At 72.0% G+C, this 17,906-nt stretch carries 17 protein-coding genes and 1 pseudogene; 6 read left to right on the forward strand and 12 right to left on the reverse strand.

Annotated elements, in window-relative coordinates:
* Window positions 1-135: 135 nt before the first annotated feature.
* On the reverse strand, window positions 136-1,125 hold the full coding sequence (locus tag ACIBBH_RS30595) for an aldo/keto reductase (RefSeq protein WP_399410139.1): 990 nt from the start codon (window positions 1,123-1,125) through the stop codon (window positions 136-138).
* A gap of 88 nt (window positions 1,126-1,213) precedes the next feature.
* A complete protein-coding gene (locus ACIBBH_RS30600; RefSeq protein WP_399410141.1) occupies window positions 1,214-2,083 on the reverse strand; it encodes a LysR substrate-binding domain-containing protein in 870 nt (289 codons plus the stop codon).
* Between the two features lie 134 nt (window positions 2,084-2,217).
* On the opposite strand from ACIBBH_RS30600, the gene ACIBBH_RS30605 reads away from it, so the two are divergent.
* Complete coding sequence (locus tag ACIBBH_RS30605; protein ID WP_399410142.1) at window positions 2,218-3,132, forward strand: MBL fold metallo-hydrolase; 915 nt, start codon at window positions 2,218-2,220, stop codon at window positions 3,130-3,132.
* A gap of 129 nt (window positions 3,133-3,261) precedes the next feature.
* The gene (locus tag ACIBBH_RS30610; protein ID WP_399410144.1) at window positions 3,262-3,534 is read left to right on the forward strand and encodes a hypothetical protein; all 273 of its coding nucleotides are present in this window, start codon (window positions 3,262-3,264) and stop codon (window positions 3,532-3,534) included.
* A gap of 57 nt (window positions 3,535-3,591) precedes the next feature.
* Here ACIBBH_RS30610 and ACIBBH_RS30615 read toward each other — a convergent pair whose 3' ends face one another.
* Window positions 3,592-3,780 (reverse strand): hypothetical protein, encoded by a 189-nt coding sequence (locus ACIBBH_RS30615; RefSeq protein ID WP_399410146.1) that lies wholly within the window; start codon window positions 3,778-3,780, stop codon window positions 3,592-3,594.
* Window positions 3,781-3,993: 213 nt separating this feature from the next.
* On the opposite strand from ACIBBH_RS30615, the gene ACIBBH_RS30620 reads away from it, so the two are divergent.
* Complete coding sequence (locus tag ACIBBH_RS30620) at window positions 3,994-5,133, forward strand: glutathione-independent formaldehyde dehydrogenase (protein WP_399410148.1); 1,140 nt, start codon at window positions 3,994-3,996, stop codon at window positions 5,131-5,133.
* 97 nt (window positions 5,134-5,230) lie between these two features.
* Here ACIBBH_RS30620 and ACIBBH_RS30625 read toward each other — a convergent pair whose 3' ends face one another.
* Window positions 5,231-5,362 (reverse strand): hypothetical protein, encoded by a 132-nt coding sequence (locus ACIBBH_RS30625; RefSeq protein WP_399410150.1) that lies wholly within the window; start codon window positions 5,360-5,362, stop codon window positions 5,231-5,233.
* Between the two features lie 43 nt (window positions 5,363-5,405).
* Window positions 5,406-5,876 carry a hypothetical protein gene (locus ACIBBH_RS30630; RefSeq protein WP_399410152.1) on the reverse strand — a complete coding sequence of 157 codons (471 nt, stop codon included), beginning with the start codon at window positions 5,874-5,876 and terminating at the stop codon, window positions 5,406-5,408.
* 210 nt (window positions 5,877-6,086) lie between these two features.
* Between ACIBBH_RS30630 and ACIBBH_RS30635 the strand changes: the two genes are divergently transcribed.
* Window positions 6,087-6,923, forward strand: a complete 837-nt coding sequence (locus ACIBBH_RS30635; RefSeq protein WP_399410154.1) for a chitosanase — start codon at window positions 6,087-6,089, stop codon at window positions 6,921-6,923.
* A gap of 318 nt (window positions 6,924-7,241) precedes the next feature.
* Here the strand turns inward: ACIBBH_RS30635 and ACIBBH_RS30640 are convergent, their stop codons facing one another.
* Both ACIBBH_RS30640 and ACIBBH_RS30645 read right to left on the reverse strand, forming a co-directional pair.
* Window positions 7,242-8,126 carry an NmrA/HSCARG family protein gene (locus tag ACIBBH_RS30640; RefSeq protein WP_399410156.1) on the reverse strand — a complete coding sequence of 295 codons (885 nt, stop codon included), beginning with the start codon at window positions 8,124-8,126 and terminating at the stop codon, window positions 7,242-7,244.
* 210 nt (window positions 8,127-8,336) lie between these two features.
* Entirely contained in the window at window positions 8,337-8,513 is a 177-nt protein-coding gene (locus ACIBBH_RS30645; protein WP_399410158.1) for a hypothetical protein, read from the reverse strand.
* A gap of 317 nt (window positions 8,514-8,830) precedes the next feature.
* Here ACIBBH_RS30645 and ACIBBH_RS30650 point away from each other — a divergent pair, with 317 nt between their 5' ends.
* A complete protein-coding gene (locus ACIBBH_RS30650; protein ID WP_399410359.1) occupies window positions 8,831-12,205 on the forward strand; it encodes a pyruvate carboxylase in 3,375 nt (1,124 codons plus the stop codon).
* A 92-nt stretch (window positions 12,206-12,297) separates the two neighbouring features.
* Here the strand turns inward: ACIBBH_RS30650 and ACIBBH_RS30655 are convergent, their stop codons facing one another.
* The 4 genes from ACIBBH_RS30655 to ACIBBH_RS30670 all read right to left on the reverse strand — a co-directional run bounded on the left by ACIBBH_RS30655 (window position 12,298) and on the right by ACIBBH_RS30670 (window position 15,065).
* Window positions 12,298-12,429, reverse strand: a complete 132-nt coding sequence (locus tag ACIBBH_RS30655) for a hypothetical protein (protein WP_399410160.1) — start codon at window positions 12,427-12,429, stop codon at window positions 12,298-12,300.
* 181 nt (window positions 12,430-12,610) lie between these two features.
* Complete coding sequence (locus tag ACIBBH_RS30660) at window positions 12,611-13,483, reverse strand: patatin-like phospholipase family protein (protein WP_399410162.1); 873 nt, start codon at window positions 13,481-13,483, stop codon at window positions 12,611-12,613.
* A 42-nt stretch (window positions 13,484-13,525) separates the two neighbouring features.
* Window positions 13,526-14,746: an alpha/beta hydrolase family protein gene (locus ACIBBH_RS30665; RefSeq protein ID WP_399410164.1), complete on the reverse strand. Its 1,221-nt coding sequence runs from the start codon at window positions 14,744-14,746 to the stop codon at window positions 13,526-13,528.
* Window positions 14,747-14,870: 124 nt separating this feature from the next.
* On the reverse strand, window positions 14,871-15,065 hold the full coding sequence (locus tag ACIBBH_RS30670; protein WP_399410166.1) for an antitoxin: 195 nt from the start codon (window positions 15,063-15,065) through the stop codon (window positions 14,871-14,873).
* 129 nt (window positions 15,066-15,194) lie between these two features.
* Here ACIBBH_RS30670 and ACIBBH_RS30675 point away from each other — a divergent pair.
* Window positions 15,195-15,551 (forward strand): annotated as a pseudogene (locus ACIBBH_RS30675) (MgtC/SapB family protein); the annotation flags it as partial.
* Between the two features lie 119 nt (window positions 15,552-15,670).
* Here ACIBBH_RS30675 and ACIBBH_RS30680 read toward each other — a convergent pair.
* Window positions 15,671-17,785 carry a SpoIIE family protein phosphatase gene (locus tag ACIBBH_RS30680; protein ID WP_399410167.1) on the reverse strand — a complete coding sequence of 705 codons (2,115 nt, stop codon included), beginning with the start codon at window positions 17,783-17,785 and terminating at the stop codon, window positions 15,671-15,673.
* Window positions 17,786-17,906 lie beyond the last annotated feature (121 nt).

Here is a 17,906-nt window from a genome sequence, read left to right on the forward strand (position 1 = left end):
CAAGGGCAGCGTCGGGCACAAGGCAGCCGTGATCACCACCATCACCCTGACCAGCCACCGGACCACGACCGAACCGCCCTAACTTCCCGGTCTTGCCCTAAAGGGGCCGACCCGGTCGGCCCCCTCGGACGGGTCCTACAGGTTCACCGCCCGCATGCCGGCCTCGTCGTAGCGCTCCCCGGCGGGCTCGGGCAGTTCGGCGTCGATGCGCGCCAGGTCGTCCTTGGTCAGCTCGACGTCGATCGCGGCGGCGTTCTGCTCGAGGTAGCTGCGGCGCTTGGTGCCCGGGATCGGTACCAGGTCCTCGCCCTGCGCCAGCACCCAGGCGATCGCCAGCTGCGCCGGTGTGACGCCCTTCTCGGCGGCGATCTCCTTCACCTTCTCCGCGAGCCTGCGGTTCACCTCCAGGTTCTCGCCGGTGAGGCGGGGGACGGTGCGGCGCCAGTCGTTCTTGTCGAGGTCGTCCGGCGAGGAGAACCGGCCCGCCAGGAAGCCGCGGCCCAGGGGCGAGTACGGGACGAAACCGATGCCGAGCTCCCGGCATGTCGGCAGGACCTCCGCCTCCGGGTCGCGCGTCCACAGCGAGTACTCGGTCTGGACGGCGGTGATCGGGTGCACGGCGTTCGCGCGGCGCAGCGTCTCCGGCCCCGCCTCGCTCAGGCCGAGGTGCCGCACCTTGCCCTCCGCGACCAGCTCCGCCATGGCGCCGACGGTCTCCTCGATGGGCACGTTCGGGTCGACGCGGTGCTGGTAGTACAGGTCGATGTAGTCGGTGCCGAGCCGCTTGAGCGAGCCGTGGACCGAGCTGCGGACGTGCTCGGCGGAGCCGTCCTGCCGCCCCACCGTGCTCATGTCGCCCGGGACGGCGTCGTCCATGCGGTAGTTGAACTTGGTGGCGATCACGTATTCGTCGCGATGGCCCTTGATCGCCTGGCCCACGAGCGTCTCGTTCGTGAGCGGGCCGTAGACCTGCGCGGTGTCGAGGAAGTTGATGCCCAGCTCGAGGGCGCGTCGGATGGTCTGGACGCCCTCGTCCTGGTCGGCGGAGCCGTAGAAGGCGGACATGCCCATGCAGCCGAGGCCGATGGCAGACACCTCAAGGTCCCGCAGCCTGCGCTGCTTCATGTGAATCCCAGCCTTTCCTGCGGATGGATCGTTGCTCTGCCAAGGACGCTAGAACTTGGAGCGCACTCGAAGTCAAGCGCCGCAGCCGTCACTGGCCGAGGAGGGCCGTGGTGATCCGTACGAAGGAGCGGACGAGCGGGGTCGTCCGGTCGCTGTTCCAGGCGATGACCAGGTCGCTGGGCGGCGCCCCGGTCACGGGCACCGCGGTGAGACCGGCGGGCAGATGAGCGGGGAGCGGCGTGAGCCCCACGGTGCCGTCCCACAGCACGGACTGGACGCACTCGTGGACGGTGCGGATGACGGGGCCGTCCCCGACGCCGGTCTCCGGTACCCCGAGCCCGCAGGGGTCGGTCCAAAAAGCCCGCCACACGGGATCGGTGCCGTCGGGGAACCGGAACCACCGGCGGCCGGCCAGGTCGTCCCCGCGCAACCGCTCGCGTGCGGCCAGGGGATCGTCGGTGCGCAGGATCACGCCGACCGGGTCCGAGCGCAGTACGCGCGTGGTGATGCCCGCGTCGTCGAAGGGCGCCCGGGTCAGGGCCACGTCCACCAGGCCGGCCCGCAGCCCGGCGGCCGGGTCGGTCAGGTCGGCCTCGCGGATGCGGACCCGCACGGTGGGGTGGCGCTCCCGGTAGGCGGCCGACAGCCGCGCGCCCATCTGCTGCGCGCTGTCGGCCAGCGTGCCGACGGTCAGGGTGGGCGTGGCGGAGGCGACGCGGAGGCGTGCCTGGTCGGCCTGCGCCAGCAGGGTGCGCGCCTCGTCGTAGAGCTGTTCCCCGGACGGGGTGAGGGTCACTCCGGTCGGCGACCGCCGCAGCAGTTCGCAGCCGAGGTCGGTCTCCAGCTGCCTGATGGCCCGGCTCAGCGGCGGCTGTGTCATGTGCAGCCGCGCGGCGGCCCTGCCGAAGTGGAGTTCCTCGGCGACGGCCACGAAGTAGCGCAGGGTGCGTAGCTCCATCGGCCGCCACGATACCCGCCGGGTATCGGGGGTGCGGGATCGGACTTGGACGCCCCGGGGCGTGGGGCGGTGCACTGGGCCGAGCGGCAGTTCGCCGACCAAGCCCGTACCGAAGCCCGTACCGAGGAGTCGCAGTGACCCACCCAGCGATACCGGACCCCGTCGTCGACGTGACCGGCGCCGAGGAACTCGCCGAGGACGTCCTGGTGCTTCCCAACCGGGGAGGCGAACTGGTGCCGAACATAGGCGTCATCGGCGGACGGCACTCCGTCCTGGTCGTCGACACCGGCCTGGGCACCGCCAACGCGGAGGCGGTGCTCACCTTCGCCGCCGAGCACGCCAGGGGGCGGCAGTTGTACCTGACGACCACTCACTTCCACCCTGAGCACGCGTTCGGGGCGCAGGTCTTCAGCGGGCGGGCGACCTACCTGGTCAACCGGGCCCAGGCCGAGGACCTGAAGGTGAAGGGGCCGGGCTACCTGGAGATGTTCCGGGGCCTCGGCGAGTCCGTCGCCCGTCGGCTCAAGGGGGTGGAGCTGGTCGAGCCCGACGTCGTCTACGACCGGTCGTACGTCCTCGACCTCGGCGACCGGGTGGTCCGGCTGGAGGCCACCGGCCGCGCGCACAGCAGGGGCGACCAGGTGGTGCGGGTGCCGGACGCGGACGTGCTGTTCACCGGAGACCTCGTGGAGGCCGGACAGTTCGCCATCTTCCCCTGGTTCCCGCCGCACGACACCGACGTGTCGGGCCTGCGCTGGCTCGCGGTGATGGAGCACCTGGCCGCCCGGCCGACCCGGGTGGTGGTACCCGGGCACGGGGAGGTCGGCGGACCGCGGCTGCTGGCCGGCGCACGCGACTATCTGCGGCTGCTGCGGGACGAGACCTGGCTGCGCCGGGACGCCGCGATGAGCGAGCGCACGATCGCCGAGGAGGTCTCGGCTCTGATGGCCGAACGGTACCCGCAGTGGGCCGGCCGGGAATGGATCGAGAAGGGCGTCGGGTGCCTGTGCGCGGAGCACGGCGGACCCGCGCCGACGGCCGTGGCCTGACCATCCCTCTTCGGAAGCCGCACGCTCCCCTTCGAGGAGGCCGGTGGCCATCTGGCCCGGGTCTTCACGGCCGGCCTCGGCTGGTCCGCCGAACGGCGCGACCGGGCGGCCGAGATCATCCTGGTCCACATGCGGGACGACGTGCCGCCCGAGGTGGACCTGGAGAGCCGCCTGTTGCAGCAGGTGGGCACGACCGCGTACGTGTCCGGCGGAGGAGTGGACGCGTTCGGCCCAGCGCTCACCGAAGCCCTGGTCGCCGCGTATCCCCGCCGGAGGTTCGCCGCATCCTTCGTCTCCCTCTTCCGCGACCAGGCGGAGCGGAAGCACGGATGCGCGGCGGCGGAGCTGGTGGCGGGGGACTGGGCGGAGCGCACTCCGGCTCATCCGCCGGAGCGGATCTGACAGGGTTCACGGCAGGTCGCGCGGTACGGCGGTCGCCGCCGGGTGTCACGCCCCGGATCAGGTGTCGGAGGCTTCCTCCGGGTTGGTGTCCGCGAATTCCCACCAGGCGAGCGGCAGCCAGTCCCCGTCGACGAAGCCGTCGACGGAGCCTCCGGTACCGCGTATGGCCACCCGGGTCCCTTCCGGATAGGTCTTGCCGGACAGGCCGGATACCGGGACGAGGAGCGTGCCGAGACGTCGCGACAAGGTTCTGGGTCCTTCCGAAGTGGCGCGAACTGGACTTTGCAGTCTCTAGATGCAAATCGTCTCATCATGTACCAGCCTGGAGTATGAGCCAAGACACAGAAGACCGGTAGAGCTGCAGGGTTGGGCCCTTGATCCCGACGGATGCAGCGGGTCCCCCGGCGCCGCCGTTTCCCTCTGTGAGCGAACAACCACACCTAGTGGAGGTGCTCGACAATGAGGGCCGTTGTGTACAAGGGACCGTTCGAAGTAGCCATCGAGCAAGTGGAGGATCCCAGGATCCAGCACCCGAACGACGTGATCGTCCGCGTCACGTCCACCGCGATCTGCGGGTCGGACCTGCACATGTACGAGGGCCGCACGGCCGCCGAGCCGGGGATCGTCTTCGGGCACGAGAACCTCGGTGTCATCGAGGAGGCCGGGGAAGGTGTGACGTCACTCAGCCGTGGCGACCGGGTCGTCATGCCCTTCAATGTGGCCTGCGGTTTCTGCAAGAACTGCACGGCGGGGTTCACGGGCTTCTGCCTGACGGTGAACCCGGGCTTCGCCGGCGGTGCGTACGGCTATGTGGCCATGGGTCCCTACGTCGGGGGCCAGGCCGAGTACGTACGCGTGCCGTACGCCGACTTCAACTGCCTGAAGCTCCCGGAGGGCACCGAGCAGGAAACCGACTTCGTCCTTCTCGCGGACATCTTCCCCACCGGCTACCACGGCAACGAGCTCGCCGACGTACGCCCCGGTGAGAGCGTCGCCGTGTACGGCGGTGGTCCGGTCGGTCTGATGGCCGCCTATTCCGCGATGCTGCGCGGCGCGAGCAAGGTGTTCGTGGTCGACCGGGTGGCGGAGCGGTTGCAGAAGGCCGAGGAGATCGGCGCCGTACCGATCAACTTCACCGAGGGCAACCCGGTGGAGCAGATCCGGGAGCAGACCGATGGCCAGGGCACGGACAAGGGCATCGACGCCGTGGGCTACCAGGCCCAGGCCCGCGGCGAGGATCGCGAGGAGCCGGCGACCGTACTGAACTCGCTCGTCGAGACGGTGCGGCCGACAGGTGCCCTGGGTGTGCCGGGCCTGTATGTCCCGCGCGACCCCGGCGGACCGGACGAGCAGGCCAAGCAGGGCATGCTGGTGGTCGGCATCGGGCGTCTCTTCGAGAAGGGACTGCGCATGGGCACCGGTCAGTGCAACGTCAAGCGCTACAACCGTCAGCTGCGTGATCTGATCATCGAGGGCCGTGCCAAGCCCAGCTTCGTCGTCTCCCACGAGCTGCCGCTCGACCAGGCGCCGTCGGCGTACGAGAAGTTCGACAAGCGGACCGAGGGCTACACCAAGGTCGTCCTCCACCCCCACGCGTGAGGAAGCCGCCTGTCCCGATTCACACGGCGGGTGTCCGCGCCGGCTGCGGCCGGCCGGCACCCGCCGTCGCCATCGCGACGCCGCGCGCGCAGGACTGTCACACGCCGAGAGCCGGCTGTCCGCCGGCAGCGTCTTCGTCCGCGTCCGTGACCGGCCCGAGCAGGCCGTCGACGACATCGCGGAGCGGCCGGCAGCTGATCACCACCTCCGAGGAGCTGTACGTCGTCACGCGGGCGCACGCCGGGCAGCGCTGACCCGCGCCGGCCGCGCGGTCAGTCCCACAGGGGGTACGTCACGACGCGCGTGAACCCCTCCGGCCTGGCGCCGGCGTACGTGAGGCGCATCCGGGTGTAGTGCTGCAGACGCGGATTCTTCTTCCAGGGCCGCGCGCGGTCGAGTCGCACGGTGACCGCGTAGGAGTGGAAGGTGCCCGCCGCGCAGTACGGCTTGCAGTCGTTCACCGAGTTCAGGCCCTTGGCCGTCGCCGACGTCGGACCCCACTGTGTCCAACGCAGCGCGGTGAGGCGGCTGTTGCCGTCGCCGCAGGCCAGGATGAAGTCTGCCGGGTGTACGTCCGGATGCCACAGGCAGTCGACGAGCACCGGCTCGGGCCGCTGTGCCGCCGCCCGCTGGGCGGAGGCGGGAGCCGGCGCGGGGGCGGTGGCGGAGGCCGGAGTCATCGCGGCCCCGAGCAGCGCGCCCGCCCAGAGGGTGATGGCTGTCCACACAACTGGTCCGCGCATCGTGACTCCGCCCGCTCGAGATCGGCTCTGTATCGACGCTACGACCGTCCCCGGGGATGCACCACTCGCGCCCTGTACTACCGTCTTCGTGTCATCCTACGAACTTCGTGCACAACGGGTTACCGCACCCACCGCTGATTGATAGGAAACTTTCCTATCAAGAGGCGGGCACCGACCGACTCGCCACCCCCCACCCTCACTGGAGCCTCCGTGTCGCACCCCGACCGTGAAACAGCCCCCGCACCCCTCTCCCGCCGGACCGTCGTCGGCCTGATCGGCGCAGTGGCGTCCGGGGCGCTGGTCAGTGCCCCGCGCGCCGCGGCCACGTCGGCTGCCGCCCCGGGTCTCGACGATCCGGCGAAGAAGGAAATCGCCATGAAGCTGGTGTCGAGCGCGGAGAACTCCTCGCTCGACTGGAAGGCCCAGTACAAGTACATAGAGGACATCGGCGACGGCCGCGGTTACACCGCCGGCATCATCGGCTTCTGCTCCGGCACCGGCGACATGCTCGACCTCGTACAGCTCTACACCGACCGCAAGCCCGGCAACGTCCTCGCCCACTACCTCCCGGCGCTGCGCAGCGTCGACGGCACCGACTCGCACGACGGCCTCGACCCGAATTTCCCCCGGGACTGGCGCAGGGCCGCCCAGGACACGGCGTTCCAGCAGGCGCAGAACGACGAACGCGACCGCGTCTACTTCAACCCCGCGGCCAAGCAGGGCAAGGCGGACGGGCTGCGCGCGCTCGGCCAGTTCACGTACTACGACGCCATCGTCATGCACGGCGACGGCGACGACCCCACCAGCTTCCGCAACATCCGCAAGCGGGCCCTGCGCAGCGCCAAGCCGCCGGCCCAGGGCGGCGACGAGACGACGTACCTCAACGCCTTCCTGGACGCCCGGGTGTGGGCCATGAAGCAGGAGGAGGCCCACAGTGACACCAGCCGCGTCGACACCGAACAGCGTGTCTTCCTGCGCAAGGGAAACCTCGACCTGCACCCGCCGCTGGACTGGAAGGTGTACGGCGACAGCTACCACATCGGCTGACGCCGTCGGCTGCCGGGGAATTCCGGGGCGGTAACCACGAACCGGTCCCCGTCGTCCGGCCGGGGTTGGCGCCGCCCCTGGCTGGACGACGTGTCCGGCCCCCGGGAACATCCCGGTGAACTCCAGAACACCAGGGCATGCGACGGCCGCCGGCCGGGTCATGTATGCTCGGTCTCGAGCCGGCCGCCACAACTCGCGGCGACTGGTTGTGCGTTGGTGGTCCAAGGAAAGACGTCCCGCTTCCTGCGGGGAGATGCAGGTGCAAGGCCTGCCCGGCGCTCGGATGTGAGCCCCATTCCGCTTCGTGCGGGGTGGGGCTCACTCGTGCGTGCCGGACGGCGAGGACAGGAGCGCGGACCAGTCCTGGCCGGCGGCCCATTCGGCGAAGGTGTGCCAGCCGACTTCCGGGTAGTCGCGGCGCAGACCGGCGACGTCGACATCGAGGCCGACGGTGGTGAAGTACTCGAACATGGCGGCCAGGTCGGCGGAGTGGGCCCGGACGTAGGACAGCGGCACCTCCTCGGCCACGACCGGACGGCCGGTCGCGCCCGCGAGGATGTCGGCCATCTGGCCGGGAGTGCGCTCATCGGAGGCGATGTCGATACGCCGCCCGGCGAACTCGTCGCGCCGCTGGAGGACGAGCGCGGCGAAGGCGCCGATGTCGGCGGCGGGGATGAGAGTGAGCGAGCGGTCGGCGGGCATCGGCCAGGCGAAGGCGCCGCCGCGCAGCCCGTCGAGGGTCCAGCCCGTGGCGTAGTTGTCCATGAACGCCGCCGGGGCGATGACGGTCCACGGGACGTCGGTGGCCCGCAGGCGCTTCTCGATCAGGTGCTTGCTGTCGTAGTGCGGGATGCCCGTGCCGCGGTCGGCGTGCGCGGCGGAGGTGAACACGAGGTGGCCGACGCGGGCGGCCACCGCGGCGTCGACGAGGGCCTCGCCCTGACGGGTCTCCGTGGCGGTGTCGGTGCCGAACGGGGTGGTGACGGCGAAGAGGGAGTCGACGCCGGCCAGCGCGGCGTCGAGGGAGGCGCGGTCGTCGAAGTCGGCGCGGAGCACCTCGGCGCCGAGGCCGCGCAGTGCCTCGGCGGCGGGGGAGCCGGGGTGACGGGTAAGGGCGTGCACCCGGTGACCGGCGGCCAGCAGGGCGCGGGCGGTGGCTCCGCCCTGGGCGCCGGTGGCTCCGGTGACGGCGATGGTGAGCATGGACACTCCTTGAAAAGTTACTGCGTGACGCAGTTGATGTGCTGCGCAGGAGAATAACAAGATTTCGCTGCGTCGCGCAGTAATTCTCGTGGCCGGTGATGTGCCGGGCGCCGGGCGAGGCCAGGAAGTGTGCCGTCGCGGCGATGTCCTCCACCGTGCCCGGGCGCTTGTCGTGCGTCTCCTCCACAAGCGCGCTGTGGCGCTCCTCGGTCATCCGCCGCGGAAGAAGTCGGTGCCGGCGATGCAGCCCGCCGAGATGACGTCGCACGTGATGCCGAGCGGGCCGAGTTCGCCGGACAGCGAGGCGTTCCAGGCGGCCAGTGCCGCCCGGGCCGCGCCGCAGAGCCGCCCGGCGCTCGGCGCCGATCGAGCCGATGCCGGTGACACTGCAGCGGCCGTCGTTGTTCTCCGGCGGCAGCCGGGACGCCTTCACCACCTGGCTGGCCGACGCGGTCGACGCATATCCCACCACCCTGCCCGGCCTCGTCGCCTCGCACCTCCTCGGCGGCTGCGGCCACTGTTATCCAGCAGGAGCGGCCCGAGGAGACCAACCGGCTCCTGACCACCTGGCCGGCGTCGGTGATGTCAATGTGACGTATCCCGCCCCTCAGCGGGCCGCCGACCCCCTAACGTTCATCGCGTGGCACGGCAGGGGAGTGGCCGACACCATGGTGTTCGTCACCGGCAGGCTGAAGGGATCGACAATGTTCCGCAAGGTGCTGGTCGCCAACCGTGGGGAGATCGCGATTCGCGCGTTCCGCGCCGGCTACGAGCTGGGCGCGCGCACGGTCGCCGTCTTCCCGTACGAGGACCGCAATTCGCTGCACCGGCTGAAGGCCGACGAGGCCTACGAGATCGGTGAGCCCGGGCATCCGGTGCGCGCGTACCTGTCGGTCGAGGAGATCGTCGCCGCCGCGACCCGCGCCGGCGCGGACGCCGTGTACCCCGGGTACGGCTTCCTGTCCGAGAACCCCGAGCTGGCCCGCGCCTGCGAGGATGCGGGCATCACGTTCGTCGGCCCGAGCGCCCACGTCCTGGAGCTGACCGGCAACAAGGCCCGCGCGGTGGCCGCCGCCCGCGAGGCCGGCGTGCCGGTGCTCGGGTCCTCCGCCCCCTCCACCGACGTGGACGAGCTGGTCGGAGCGGCCGAGGAGATCGGCTTCCCCGTGTTCGTGAAGGCGGTCGCGGGCGGCGGCGGGCGCGGCATGCGGCGCGTGGAGGACCCCGCGCAGCTGCGCGAGTCCATCGAGGCGGCGGCCCGCGAGGCGGCGTCCGCGTTCGGCGACCCCACCGTCTTCCTGGAGAAGGCCGTCGTCGAACCGCGCCACATCGAGGTGCAGATCCTCGCAGACGGCCAGGGCAACGTCATCCACCTCTTCGAGCGTGACTGCTCGCTGCAGCGCCGCCACCAGAAGGTCATCGAGCTGGCGCCCGCCCCGAACCTGGACCCGGAGCTGCGGGACCGGATCTGCGCCGACGCGGTGCGCTTCGCCCGGCAGATCGGTTACCGCAACGCGGGCACGGTGGAGTTCCTGCTCGACCGCGACGGCAACCACGTCTTCATCGAGATGAACCCGCGCATCCAGGTCGAGCACACGGTGACCGAGGAGGTCACCGACGTCGACCTGGTGCAGTCCCAGCTGCGCATCGCCGCCGGCGAGACGCTGGCCGACCTCGGCCTGTCCCAGGAGACGGTCACCCTGCGCGGGGCCGCTCTCCAGTGCCGTATCACCACCGAGGACCCGGCCAACGGCTTCCGCCCCGACACCGGCCGCATCAGCGCCTACCGGTCGCCGGGCGGCTCGGGCATCCGCCTGGACGGCGGCACCACCCACGCCGGCACGGAGATCAGCGCGCACTTCGACTCGATGCTGGTCAAGCTCACCTGCCGGGGCCGTGACTTCAAGGCCGCGATCGGCCGGGCCCGGCGTGCCGTGGCCGAGTTCCGCATCCGCGGCGTGGCGACCAACATCCCGTTCCTGCAGGCCGTGCTGGACGACCCGGACTTCCAGGCCGGGCGGATCACCACGTCGTTCATCGAACAGCGGCCGCACCTGCTCACCGCCCGCTCCTCCGCCGACCGCGGCACCAAGCTGCTCACCTACCTCGCCGACGTCACCGTGAACAAGCCCCACGGCGAGCGGCCCGAGCTGATCGAACCGGTCACCAAGCTGCCCCCGCTGCCCGCGGGCGAGCCCCCCGCGGGTTCCCGGCAGCGGCTCGTCCAGCTGGGCCCGGAGGGCTTCGCCCGCTGGCTGCGCGAGTCGCCGACCATCGGTGTCACCGACACCACCTTCCGCGACGCCCACCAGTCCCTGCTGGCAACGCGCGTGCGCACCAAGGACCTCCTCGCCGTCGCCCCGGTCGTGGCCCGCACCCTGCCCGAGCTGCTGTCCCTGGAGTGCTGGGGCGGCGCCACCTACGACGTCGCCCTGCGTTTCCTCGCCGAGGACCCCTGGGAACGGCTCGCCGCCCTGCGCGAGGCCGTGCCCAACATCTGCCTGCAGATGCTGCTGCGCGGCCGCAACACCGTCGGTTACACCCCGTACCCGACCGAGGTGACCGACGCCTTCGTGCAGGAGGCCGCCGCCACCGGCATCGACGTCTTCCGCATCTTCGACGCGCTCAACGACGTCGGCCAGATGCGGCCCGCCATCGACGCCGTACGCGAGACCGGGACGGCGATCGCCGAGGTGGCCCTCTGCTACACCTCCGACCTGTCCGACCCCAACGAGCGCCTGTACACCCTCGACTACTACCTCCGTCTGGCCGAGCAGATCGTCGAGGCGGGCGCCCATGTCCTGGCCGTGAAGGACATGGCCGGGCTGCTGCGCGCCCCGGCCGCCGCCAAGCTCGTGTCCGCGCTGCGCCGCGAGTTCGACCTGCCGGTGCACCTGCACACCCACGACACGGCGGGCGGCCAGCTCGCCACCTACCTCGCCGCGATCCAGGCCGGCGCCGACGCGGTGGACGGCGCCGTGGCCTCGATGGCCGGTACGACCTCCCAGCCGTCGCTGTCGGCGATCGTGGCCGCGACCGACCACTCCGAGCGGCCCACCGGCCTCGACCTCCAGGCCGTCGGCGACCTGGAGCCGTACTGGGAGAGCGTCCGCCGCATCTACGCGCCGTTCGAGGCGGGCCTGGCCTCGCCCACCGGACGCGTCTACCACCACGAGATCCCCGGCGGCCAGCTGTCCAACCTGCGCACCCAGGCGGTCGCGCTCGGCCTCGGCGACCGCTTCGAGGACATCGAGGCGATGTACGCCGCCGCCGACCGCATCCTGGGACGCCTGGTCAAGGTCACCCCGTCCTCCAAGGTGGTCGGCGACCTCGCCCTGCACCTGGTCGGCGCCGGGGTGAGCCCGGAGGACTTCGAGGCCGAGCCGAACCGGTACGACATCCCCGACTCCGTCATCGGCTTCCTGCGCGGCGAGCTGGGCACCCCGCCCGGGGGCTGGCCGGAGCCGTTCCGCAGCAAGGCGCTGCAGGGCCGCGCCGAGGCCAAGCCCGTGCAGGAGCTCACCGCCGAGGACCGTACCGGCCTGGAGAAGTCCCGGCGGGCCACGCTCAACCGGCTGCTGTTCCCCGGCCCGACGCGCGACTTCGACACCCACCGCCAGACCTTCGGCGACACCAGCGTGCTGGACAGCAAGGACTTCTTCTACGGGCTGCGTCCCGCGAAGGAGTACGCCGTCGACCTCGAGCCGGGCGTACGGCTGCTGATCGAGCTCCAGGCCGTCGGCGACGCCGACGAACGCGGCATGCGCACCGTGATGGCCACGCTGAACGGCCAGCTCCGGCCGATCCAGGTGCGCGACAAGGCAGCCGCCTCCGACATCCCGGTCACCGAGAAGGCCGACCGGGCCAACCCCGGTCACGTCGCGGCACCGTTCGCCGGAGTGGTGACGCTCGCGGTCACCGACGGCGCGGAGGTGGAGGCCGGGGCGACGGTGGCGACCATCGAGGCGATGAAGATGGAGGCCACCATCACCGCGCCGAAGGCGGGCCGGGTGTCCCGGCTGGCCATCAACCGGATCCAGCAGGTGGAGGGCGGCGACCTGCTCGTCGAGATCGCCTGAGCCGCGAGCGGCCGACGCCAGGCGGTCGGGGCGGTACGGCTCAGGGCGCTTCGTCGCCGGGGCCGAACCGCCCACCCGCCGTCACGGCGAGGTCAGGGCCGAAGCGCGCGCCCGTTCACCGAGGCCGGCGAGGTCTTCCCGTCCCGCGCGACGGCGGTGCTGCGCTCCTCCGCCCAGGCCTCGGCACGCGCCCGGGCCGCCGCCCTGCCCAGCCGCATCACCATCGGTGGAGCACCGCGAGGACGCGGCGGTGACCCGGTTGCCGTTCCCCACCGACGGACTGGGCGTGACCGTCCTCCGCGACGAGTCTCGCGTCCTGCTGATCCCGGTCGGCCACCGCCCGGCCGGCAAGGAAGTCGGCGGCCGCCGCCGACTGGTGGCGGACCTCCTCAGCAGGGCCTGCCCTCAGACACCACCCCACTCGATCGTCAGCGCCCGCCCCTGCGCGCGCCCCGCCTCGGCGGCCGGCCCGCGCGTGGCCGGGTCGAGCGGGTTGGCGCCGATCGCGGCCCGCGACGCCTCGTCGGGCTCGACGACCACCACCCGGGCGCCCTGGGCGCGCAGTCCCTCGACGGCCTGCTCCAGCGGCGCGTCACTGGGAAAGGGCTCGGTGCCGCCCATCGGCACGACCACCAGGACGCGCGAAGCTCCGGACGCGTAGTCGGCGTTGGCGATGGAGCGGACGCCGCCGTCGACGTACCGGCGCCCTTCGATCGTCACGGGCGGCCACACACCCGGCACCGCGCAGCTCGCCGCGACGGCATCCACCAGGCTCACCGCCGAGGAGTTGTCGAACACCCGCGGCTCTCCACTCTCGGCGTCCACCGCGACGATCTTCAACGTTCGCGCGGGCCACCGGTGCACCGGAAGCCGCGACTCGATCACCGCACGGCGCTCGGGCTCCGGCACGGTCGCGGCATCGAGCGCGACCTTCCCGACCGCGCGCCGCAGGTCCGCGAGGGTCGCGGCACCGCCCACCGCGGCGGCGATGTCCGCGGCGAACCCCTCCAGATCTACCTCCGCCATGATCTCGGCGGCCTGCAACGCGGGATCGGCCTGCCGGGCGTACAGCTCCTCCAACGCCAGTCCACTGCCCAGCTGCGCCGCGACGGACGACCCGGCCGAGGTCCCCACGATCACGTCGGCCCCCGTCACGTCCTGCCCCGCGTCGGCCAGCCCGGCCAGCAGCCCGGTCATCCAGGCGATCCCAGTGACCCCGCCGCCGCCCAGCACCAACGCCTCGGTCATGCCCACCCTCTTGTTCGCCGACGTGTCCATGAGAAGCCAAGTATGGCCCCAGGCGGGGGTTGTTGGCGCGTGTCAGTCCTCCCGGGGTCCGGCGCAGGCCAGACGCGTGTCCAGCCAGTCGAAGACGCGCTGCTCGAACAGGGCCCGCCCCAGCGGCTCGCAGTGCAGCTGCGCCCCTTCCGCCGCGGTGAACCGGACCAGTTCCTTCGGCCCCGGCAGCGCGTCGTACAGGCGTTGCGAGGCACCGGGCCAGAACTGCTCGCCCTCGGGGTCCGTGATCAGCAGGGGTGTGGTGATCCGACCGGCCACCGCGGTCACGTCGTACGTGCCGACCTCGGTGAGCAGGTCGAACGGTGACGGGATGCCGTACGGCTTGGCCCGCCAGCGCCAGACCGCGGCGAGTGCGGGATCCGAGCCCAGGCCCTCCACGATGACGCGGTCGAACATCGCACGGTCACCGGAGTCGAACAGCGCGCGCAGTTCCGGGCCGAGCATGCGCCACCAGCTCTCGGCGACGGACACGACGCCGGGATCGGCGACGGCGGCGGCGATCCGGTGCTCGAACGCGAGCGCGCGCGGCACCCAGTAACCGGCCTGGCTGATCCCGGCCAGCACCACGCGCCGCGCGTCGACGTCCGGCCGGGCGGTGAGGAAGTCCACGACCGGCGTGACGACCTTCTCCCAGTCCGGGCGGAAGGTGACACCGTGGTCGAACAGCATGGTCTGCTGTCCCGGCCCGTCGAAGAGCAGTGCACGGCAGCCCCGGGCCACCGCCGGTGCGCCGAGCAGGGTCCAGGCCCCACTGATCGGTCCGTCGCTGCCGTTGTTGACGATCACGGTCGGCAGCGGTTCCGTGCGGCCGGGCGGACTGATGAGGTAGCCGGGAAGCGACATGCCCTCGTACGGGATCGAGACACGCTCGGCGGGCGGGTCCCAGGCTTCCGCGAACCGGTCGAAGCAGGCCCGGTGCTCCCCGAACACCTCGCGCAGCCGCGCCCGAGGACCGGCGCAGGCGTCCACGGCGACCATGGCCGTACCGAAGTATCCGGCGGCCCGCAGGAACCCGTCCCGGGCGCTGACCCGGTGGCCCCCGGCCGCCGACTTCCCGGCCTGCTCGTGGACGCGGCGGGCGAGCGCCGTCCAGGACGCGAACCACTGCTCGGCGCCGCCGTCCGCCGCGTCGGACGCCGCGGTCAGCACTTCGCCGGCATCCGCGCCGTGCTGCCAGACCGCACCGAGCGCCAGCCGGGCCTCGTAGTCGAACTGGTCGTTCTCGCCGAACCGGTACCTCATGGCGCCTCCGGGCGTGCGCGGACATCCGTCGTCGCCCCCGGGCGCGTGACACACGGCGCCCGGGCGACGACGGCTCGCGGCCGGTGGTGGCGGGTGGTGGGTGGTGGCGGGTGGTGGGTGGTGGTCAGGCCCGGGGCGGGTTGTCCCGGCCCTGCTCGCGGCCCAACTCGTCCTTCAGCCGCTCCTGCGCCGTGTCGACCTGGGAGGTGTACTTGCTCTGGGTCCGGTCGTCGACGTAGTCACCGCCCTTGTCGATGCCCTTGCCGGCCTGGCTCTCGTGGCCCTTCAGCATGCTCTTGAGCTTGTCCATCATGGACATGGCGTCCTCCTCGGCGGTACGGGCCCCGTTACCAGGGTCGGCACAGGCCCGGTGATCCGCATCTCGGGCGGCCTGGAAGCGAGACAGGGCCGCTGACGCGCGGGTACCTCAGGGCCCAGGGAGGTGCGCATGGCGGGGACGGCGGTCCTACTGTGGGGCGTGGGCAATGGACAGAGGCCCCGGCAACCGGCCGAGCCGGGACTCGCGCTGCTGTTGCCGAGCCTGATCGGCTGGCAGCGGGCGGCGCAGCAGAAGAGCGCCGGTCTGCGCACCCACACCCTGGCGGGGCATCGCCGGCTCGCTGATGACGGACCCGTCCCGGGTGGCCGGCCAGATCGTCTCCGGGATGGGTTCATCGATCTGGCTGACCTGCGCGGTCGGCATGGCCTGCGGCGGCGGCCTGCCGTCCTCGCCCTGGCCGTCACCGCGGTGCACTTCCTCGTCGTACGCGGCCACCCCCTGCTCACCGGCCGGCACACCCCCATCGCGTCGGCTCCCTCCTCCGCCTTGCCTCCGCGCGCACCACACCCCGCCCAGCCGCGCTGATGACCGCGCCGCTGCTCTCCTCCGCCGTGATCGGCCGGACAGGTCCTGGCCGCGGCCGGTCAGCCCTCCGCCGTGGAGGGGCAGGCGCGGGCGATGAGCAGGGCGACGTCGTCGTGGTTCGCGGGGTGCCGCAGGTCGTGCAGGAGCCGGTCGCAGGTCTCCTCCAGAGGTGAGTCCGGCGTGTCCAGGAGCTGCAGGAGGGTCTTCAGGCGCTCGTCGATGGAGTGCTCCCGGGTCTCGACCAGCCCGTCGGTGTAGAGGACCAGCTGGTCGCCGGGGGCGAAAGCGACAGTGGTGGTCTCGAAGGGGATGCCGCCGACGCCGAGCGGTGGACCGGGCGGCAGGTCCAGCAGGCGGGGCCGCTCCCCCCGACGGACGAGGACGGGGGGCAGGTGACCGGCGTTGGCGAGGTGGCACTCGGCGTGCCGCGGGTCGTAGACGGCGTACACGCAGGTGGCGATGTACTGCTCCAGCCGTGAGGTGATGGTGTCGAGGTGGTGGAGCACCTGGGCGGGGTCGAGATCGAGGTCGGCGAAGGCGGTGGTGGCGGTGCGCAGCCGGCCCATGGTGGCGGCGGCGTCGATACCGCTGCCCATCACGTCACCCACGACGAGTGCCGTCCTCTGGCCGTCCAGCGGGAGGACGTCGTACCAGTCGCCGCCGACCTCGTAGGCGGCCTGCGCCGGCTGGTACCGGGAGGCGAGCCGCAGCCCCGGCAGGCGGGGCGGGGGGTCGGGCAGCAAGCTGCGCTGGAGGGCCTCTGCCGCGTTGCGCACGCTCTGGTGCGCCCGGGCGTTGTCGATGCACACCGCGGCCCGGGAGGCCAGCTCCACCGCGATGGCCATGTCGTCCTCGTCGAAGGGCCGCGGATCGCGGGCGCGGGTCAGACCGAGGAAACCGAGGATGGTGCCGCGGGCGGCGAGCGGGACGGCGAGGTAGGAGTGGACCCCGGCCCGGGCCAGGAGGGTGGCCGCCTGGTCGTCCCGGGCGATGCAGGACAGGTCGTTGCCGTCGGCGTGGCGGACGAGGATGGGGCGACCGGTGCGCACGCAGCGGGTGGCCAGGCGGTCGGCGTCGTACGTGGTGAGCCGGCCGGGCGGGTCGGCGGCCCGGACGGCGTCGGTGGGGTAGGCGGCCTTCACGGCGAGGGCGCGGAAGAGGGCGGGAGCGCCCTCACGGGAGGCGGGGCGGTGTTCGTCGAGTACGGAGTCGAGCACGTCGACAGCGGCCACGTCGGCGAAGGCGGGGACCGTGACGTCGGTCAGCTCCCGGGCCGTCTGATCGACCTCCAGGCTGGTACCGATGCGGGCGGAGCCGTCGGCGATCAGGGTCAGCCGGCGCCGCGTCTCGCTGGCCTCCTTGGCCGCCTTGTACCGCTCGGTCACGTCCACCACCAGCTCGGCCACCCCGAGGACCCGGCCCTGGGTGTCCTCCAGCCGGAAGAGCGAGATCGTCCAGGCGTGCTGGTGGTCCGGGTCGGCCTGGGTGCGGCCGACGAGGGGGGACTCCTCCACCAGCGGGATCCCGGTCCGCAGGACCTTGCGCATCCTGGCCTCGGCGGCCTCGGCCGCCTCGAACTCCGCGTCGCTCATGACCTCGCGGTAGTGGCGGCCGATGTGCTCCTTCGCGGGAATGCCGTGGATCCGTTCCAGGGCGGGGTTGACCGCCACGTACCGCAGTTCGGTGTCGAGGGTCGCGATGCCGATGGGGGACTGGGAGATCAGCCGGGTGGACAGGGCGACGTCGCGCTCCAGCTCGCGCAGCGTCGGTGAGTCGGTGCCCAGGCCGAGGGCGTAGAAGTCGCCGTGGTCGTCCAGCAGCCGCATGTTGCGCAGCTCCACCAGCCGCGTGCTGCCGTCCTTGCGGCGGATCGGGAAGGTGCCGGCCCAGCTCTGGCCGGTGTCCATGACATCGGTGAACGTCTTGACGACCCAGTCCCAGTGCTCCTCGTGCACCAGCAGCTGCGCGGCGTACTCCCCGAGCGCCTCCTCGGCGGTGTAGCCGTACAGCTGCTCCGCCTGCGGGCTCCACAGGGTGACCCGGCCCTCCGCGTCCAGCAGCACCGCAGCGACACCGAGCAGTTCCATCAGTCCGCTGGGTTGTGACGACTCGTCCTCCGGCCGCTCGGTGCCGGTCCGGCCGAGATGCGCCGGAGCCCACTCGGCTTGGCTCATCGCGGGCCCTCCTTTCGCCGGCCGACGCGGTCGTCCGCCGGCCCGGAGCGCGGCGCGCCTGCGCCGGCAGACGCCTCGCCTTCCATGGTCCCCCCGATGCGCCGGTCGACACACCCTGTGG

It is taken from the genome of Streptomyces sp. NPDC051636 (assembly GCF_044453765.1).
In the GTDB taxonomy this organism is placed as follows: domain Bacteria; phylum Actinomycetota; class Actinomycetes; order Streptomycetales; family Streptomycetaceae; genus Streptomyces.

What these genes read in the sequence shown, in the direction of transcription:
- ACIBBH_RS30660 (WP_399410162.1), bottom strand. Translation starts at nt 13,483, where the DNA reads ATGGACACGTCGGCGAACAAGAGGGTGGGCATGACCGAGGCGTTGGTG.
- ACIBBH_RS30610 (WP_399410144.1), top strand. Translation starts at nt 3,262, where the DNA reads ATGCGGGACGACGTGCCGCCCGAGGTGGACCTGGAGAGCCGCCTGTTG.
- ACIBBH_RS30595 (WP_399410139.1), bottom strand. Translation starts at nt 1,125, where the DNA reads ATGAAGCAGCGCAGGCTGCGGGACCTTGAGGTGTCTGCCATCGGCCTC.
- ACIBBH_RS30650 (WP_399410359.1), top strand. Translation starts at nt 8,831, where the DNA reads ATGTTCCGCAAGGTGCTGGTCGCCAACCGTGGGGAGATCGCGATTCGC.
- ACIBBH_RS30640 (WP_399410156.1), bottom strand. Translation starts at nt 8,126, where the DNA reads ATGCTCACCATCGCCGTCACCGGAGCCACCGGCGCCCAGGGCGGAGCC.
- ACIBBH_RS30680 (WP_399410167.1), bottom strand. Translation starts at nt 17,785, where the DNA reads ATGAGCCAAGCCGAGTGGGCTCCGGCGCATCTCGGCCGGACCGGCACC.
- ACIBBH_RS30655 (WP_399410160.1), bottom strand. Translation starts at nt 12,429, where the DNA reads ATGGTGATGCGGCTGGGCAGGGCGGCGGCCCGGGCGCGTGCCGAGGCC.
- ACIBBH_RS30630 (WP_399410152.1), bottom strand. Translation starts at nt 5,876, where the DNA reads ATGCGCGGACCAGTTGTGTGGACAGCCATCACCCTCTGGGCGGGCGCG.
- ACIBBH_RS30620 (WP_399410148.1), top strand. Translation starts at nt 3,994, where the DNA reads ATGAGGGCCGTTGTGTACAAGGGACCGTTCGAAGTAGCCATCGAGCAA.
- ACIBBH_RS30665 (WP_399410164.1), bottom strand. Translation starts at nt 14,746, where the DNA reads ATGAGGTACCGGTTCGGCGAGAACGACCAGTTCGACTACGAGGCCCGG.
- ACIBBH_RS30670 (WP_399410166.1), bottom strand. Translation starts at nt 15,065, where the DNA reads ATGTCCATGATGGACAAGCTCAAGAGCATGCTGAAGGGCCACGAGAGC.
- ACIBBH_RS30600 (WP_399410141.1), bottom strand. Translation starts at nt 2,083, where the DNA reads ATGGAGCTACGCACCCTGCGCTACTTCGTGGCCGTCGCCGAGGAACTC.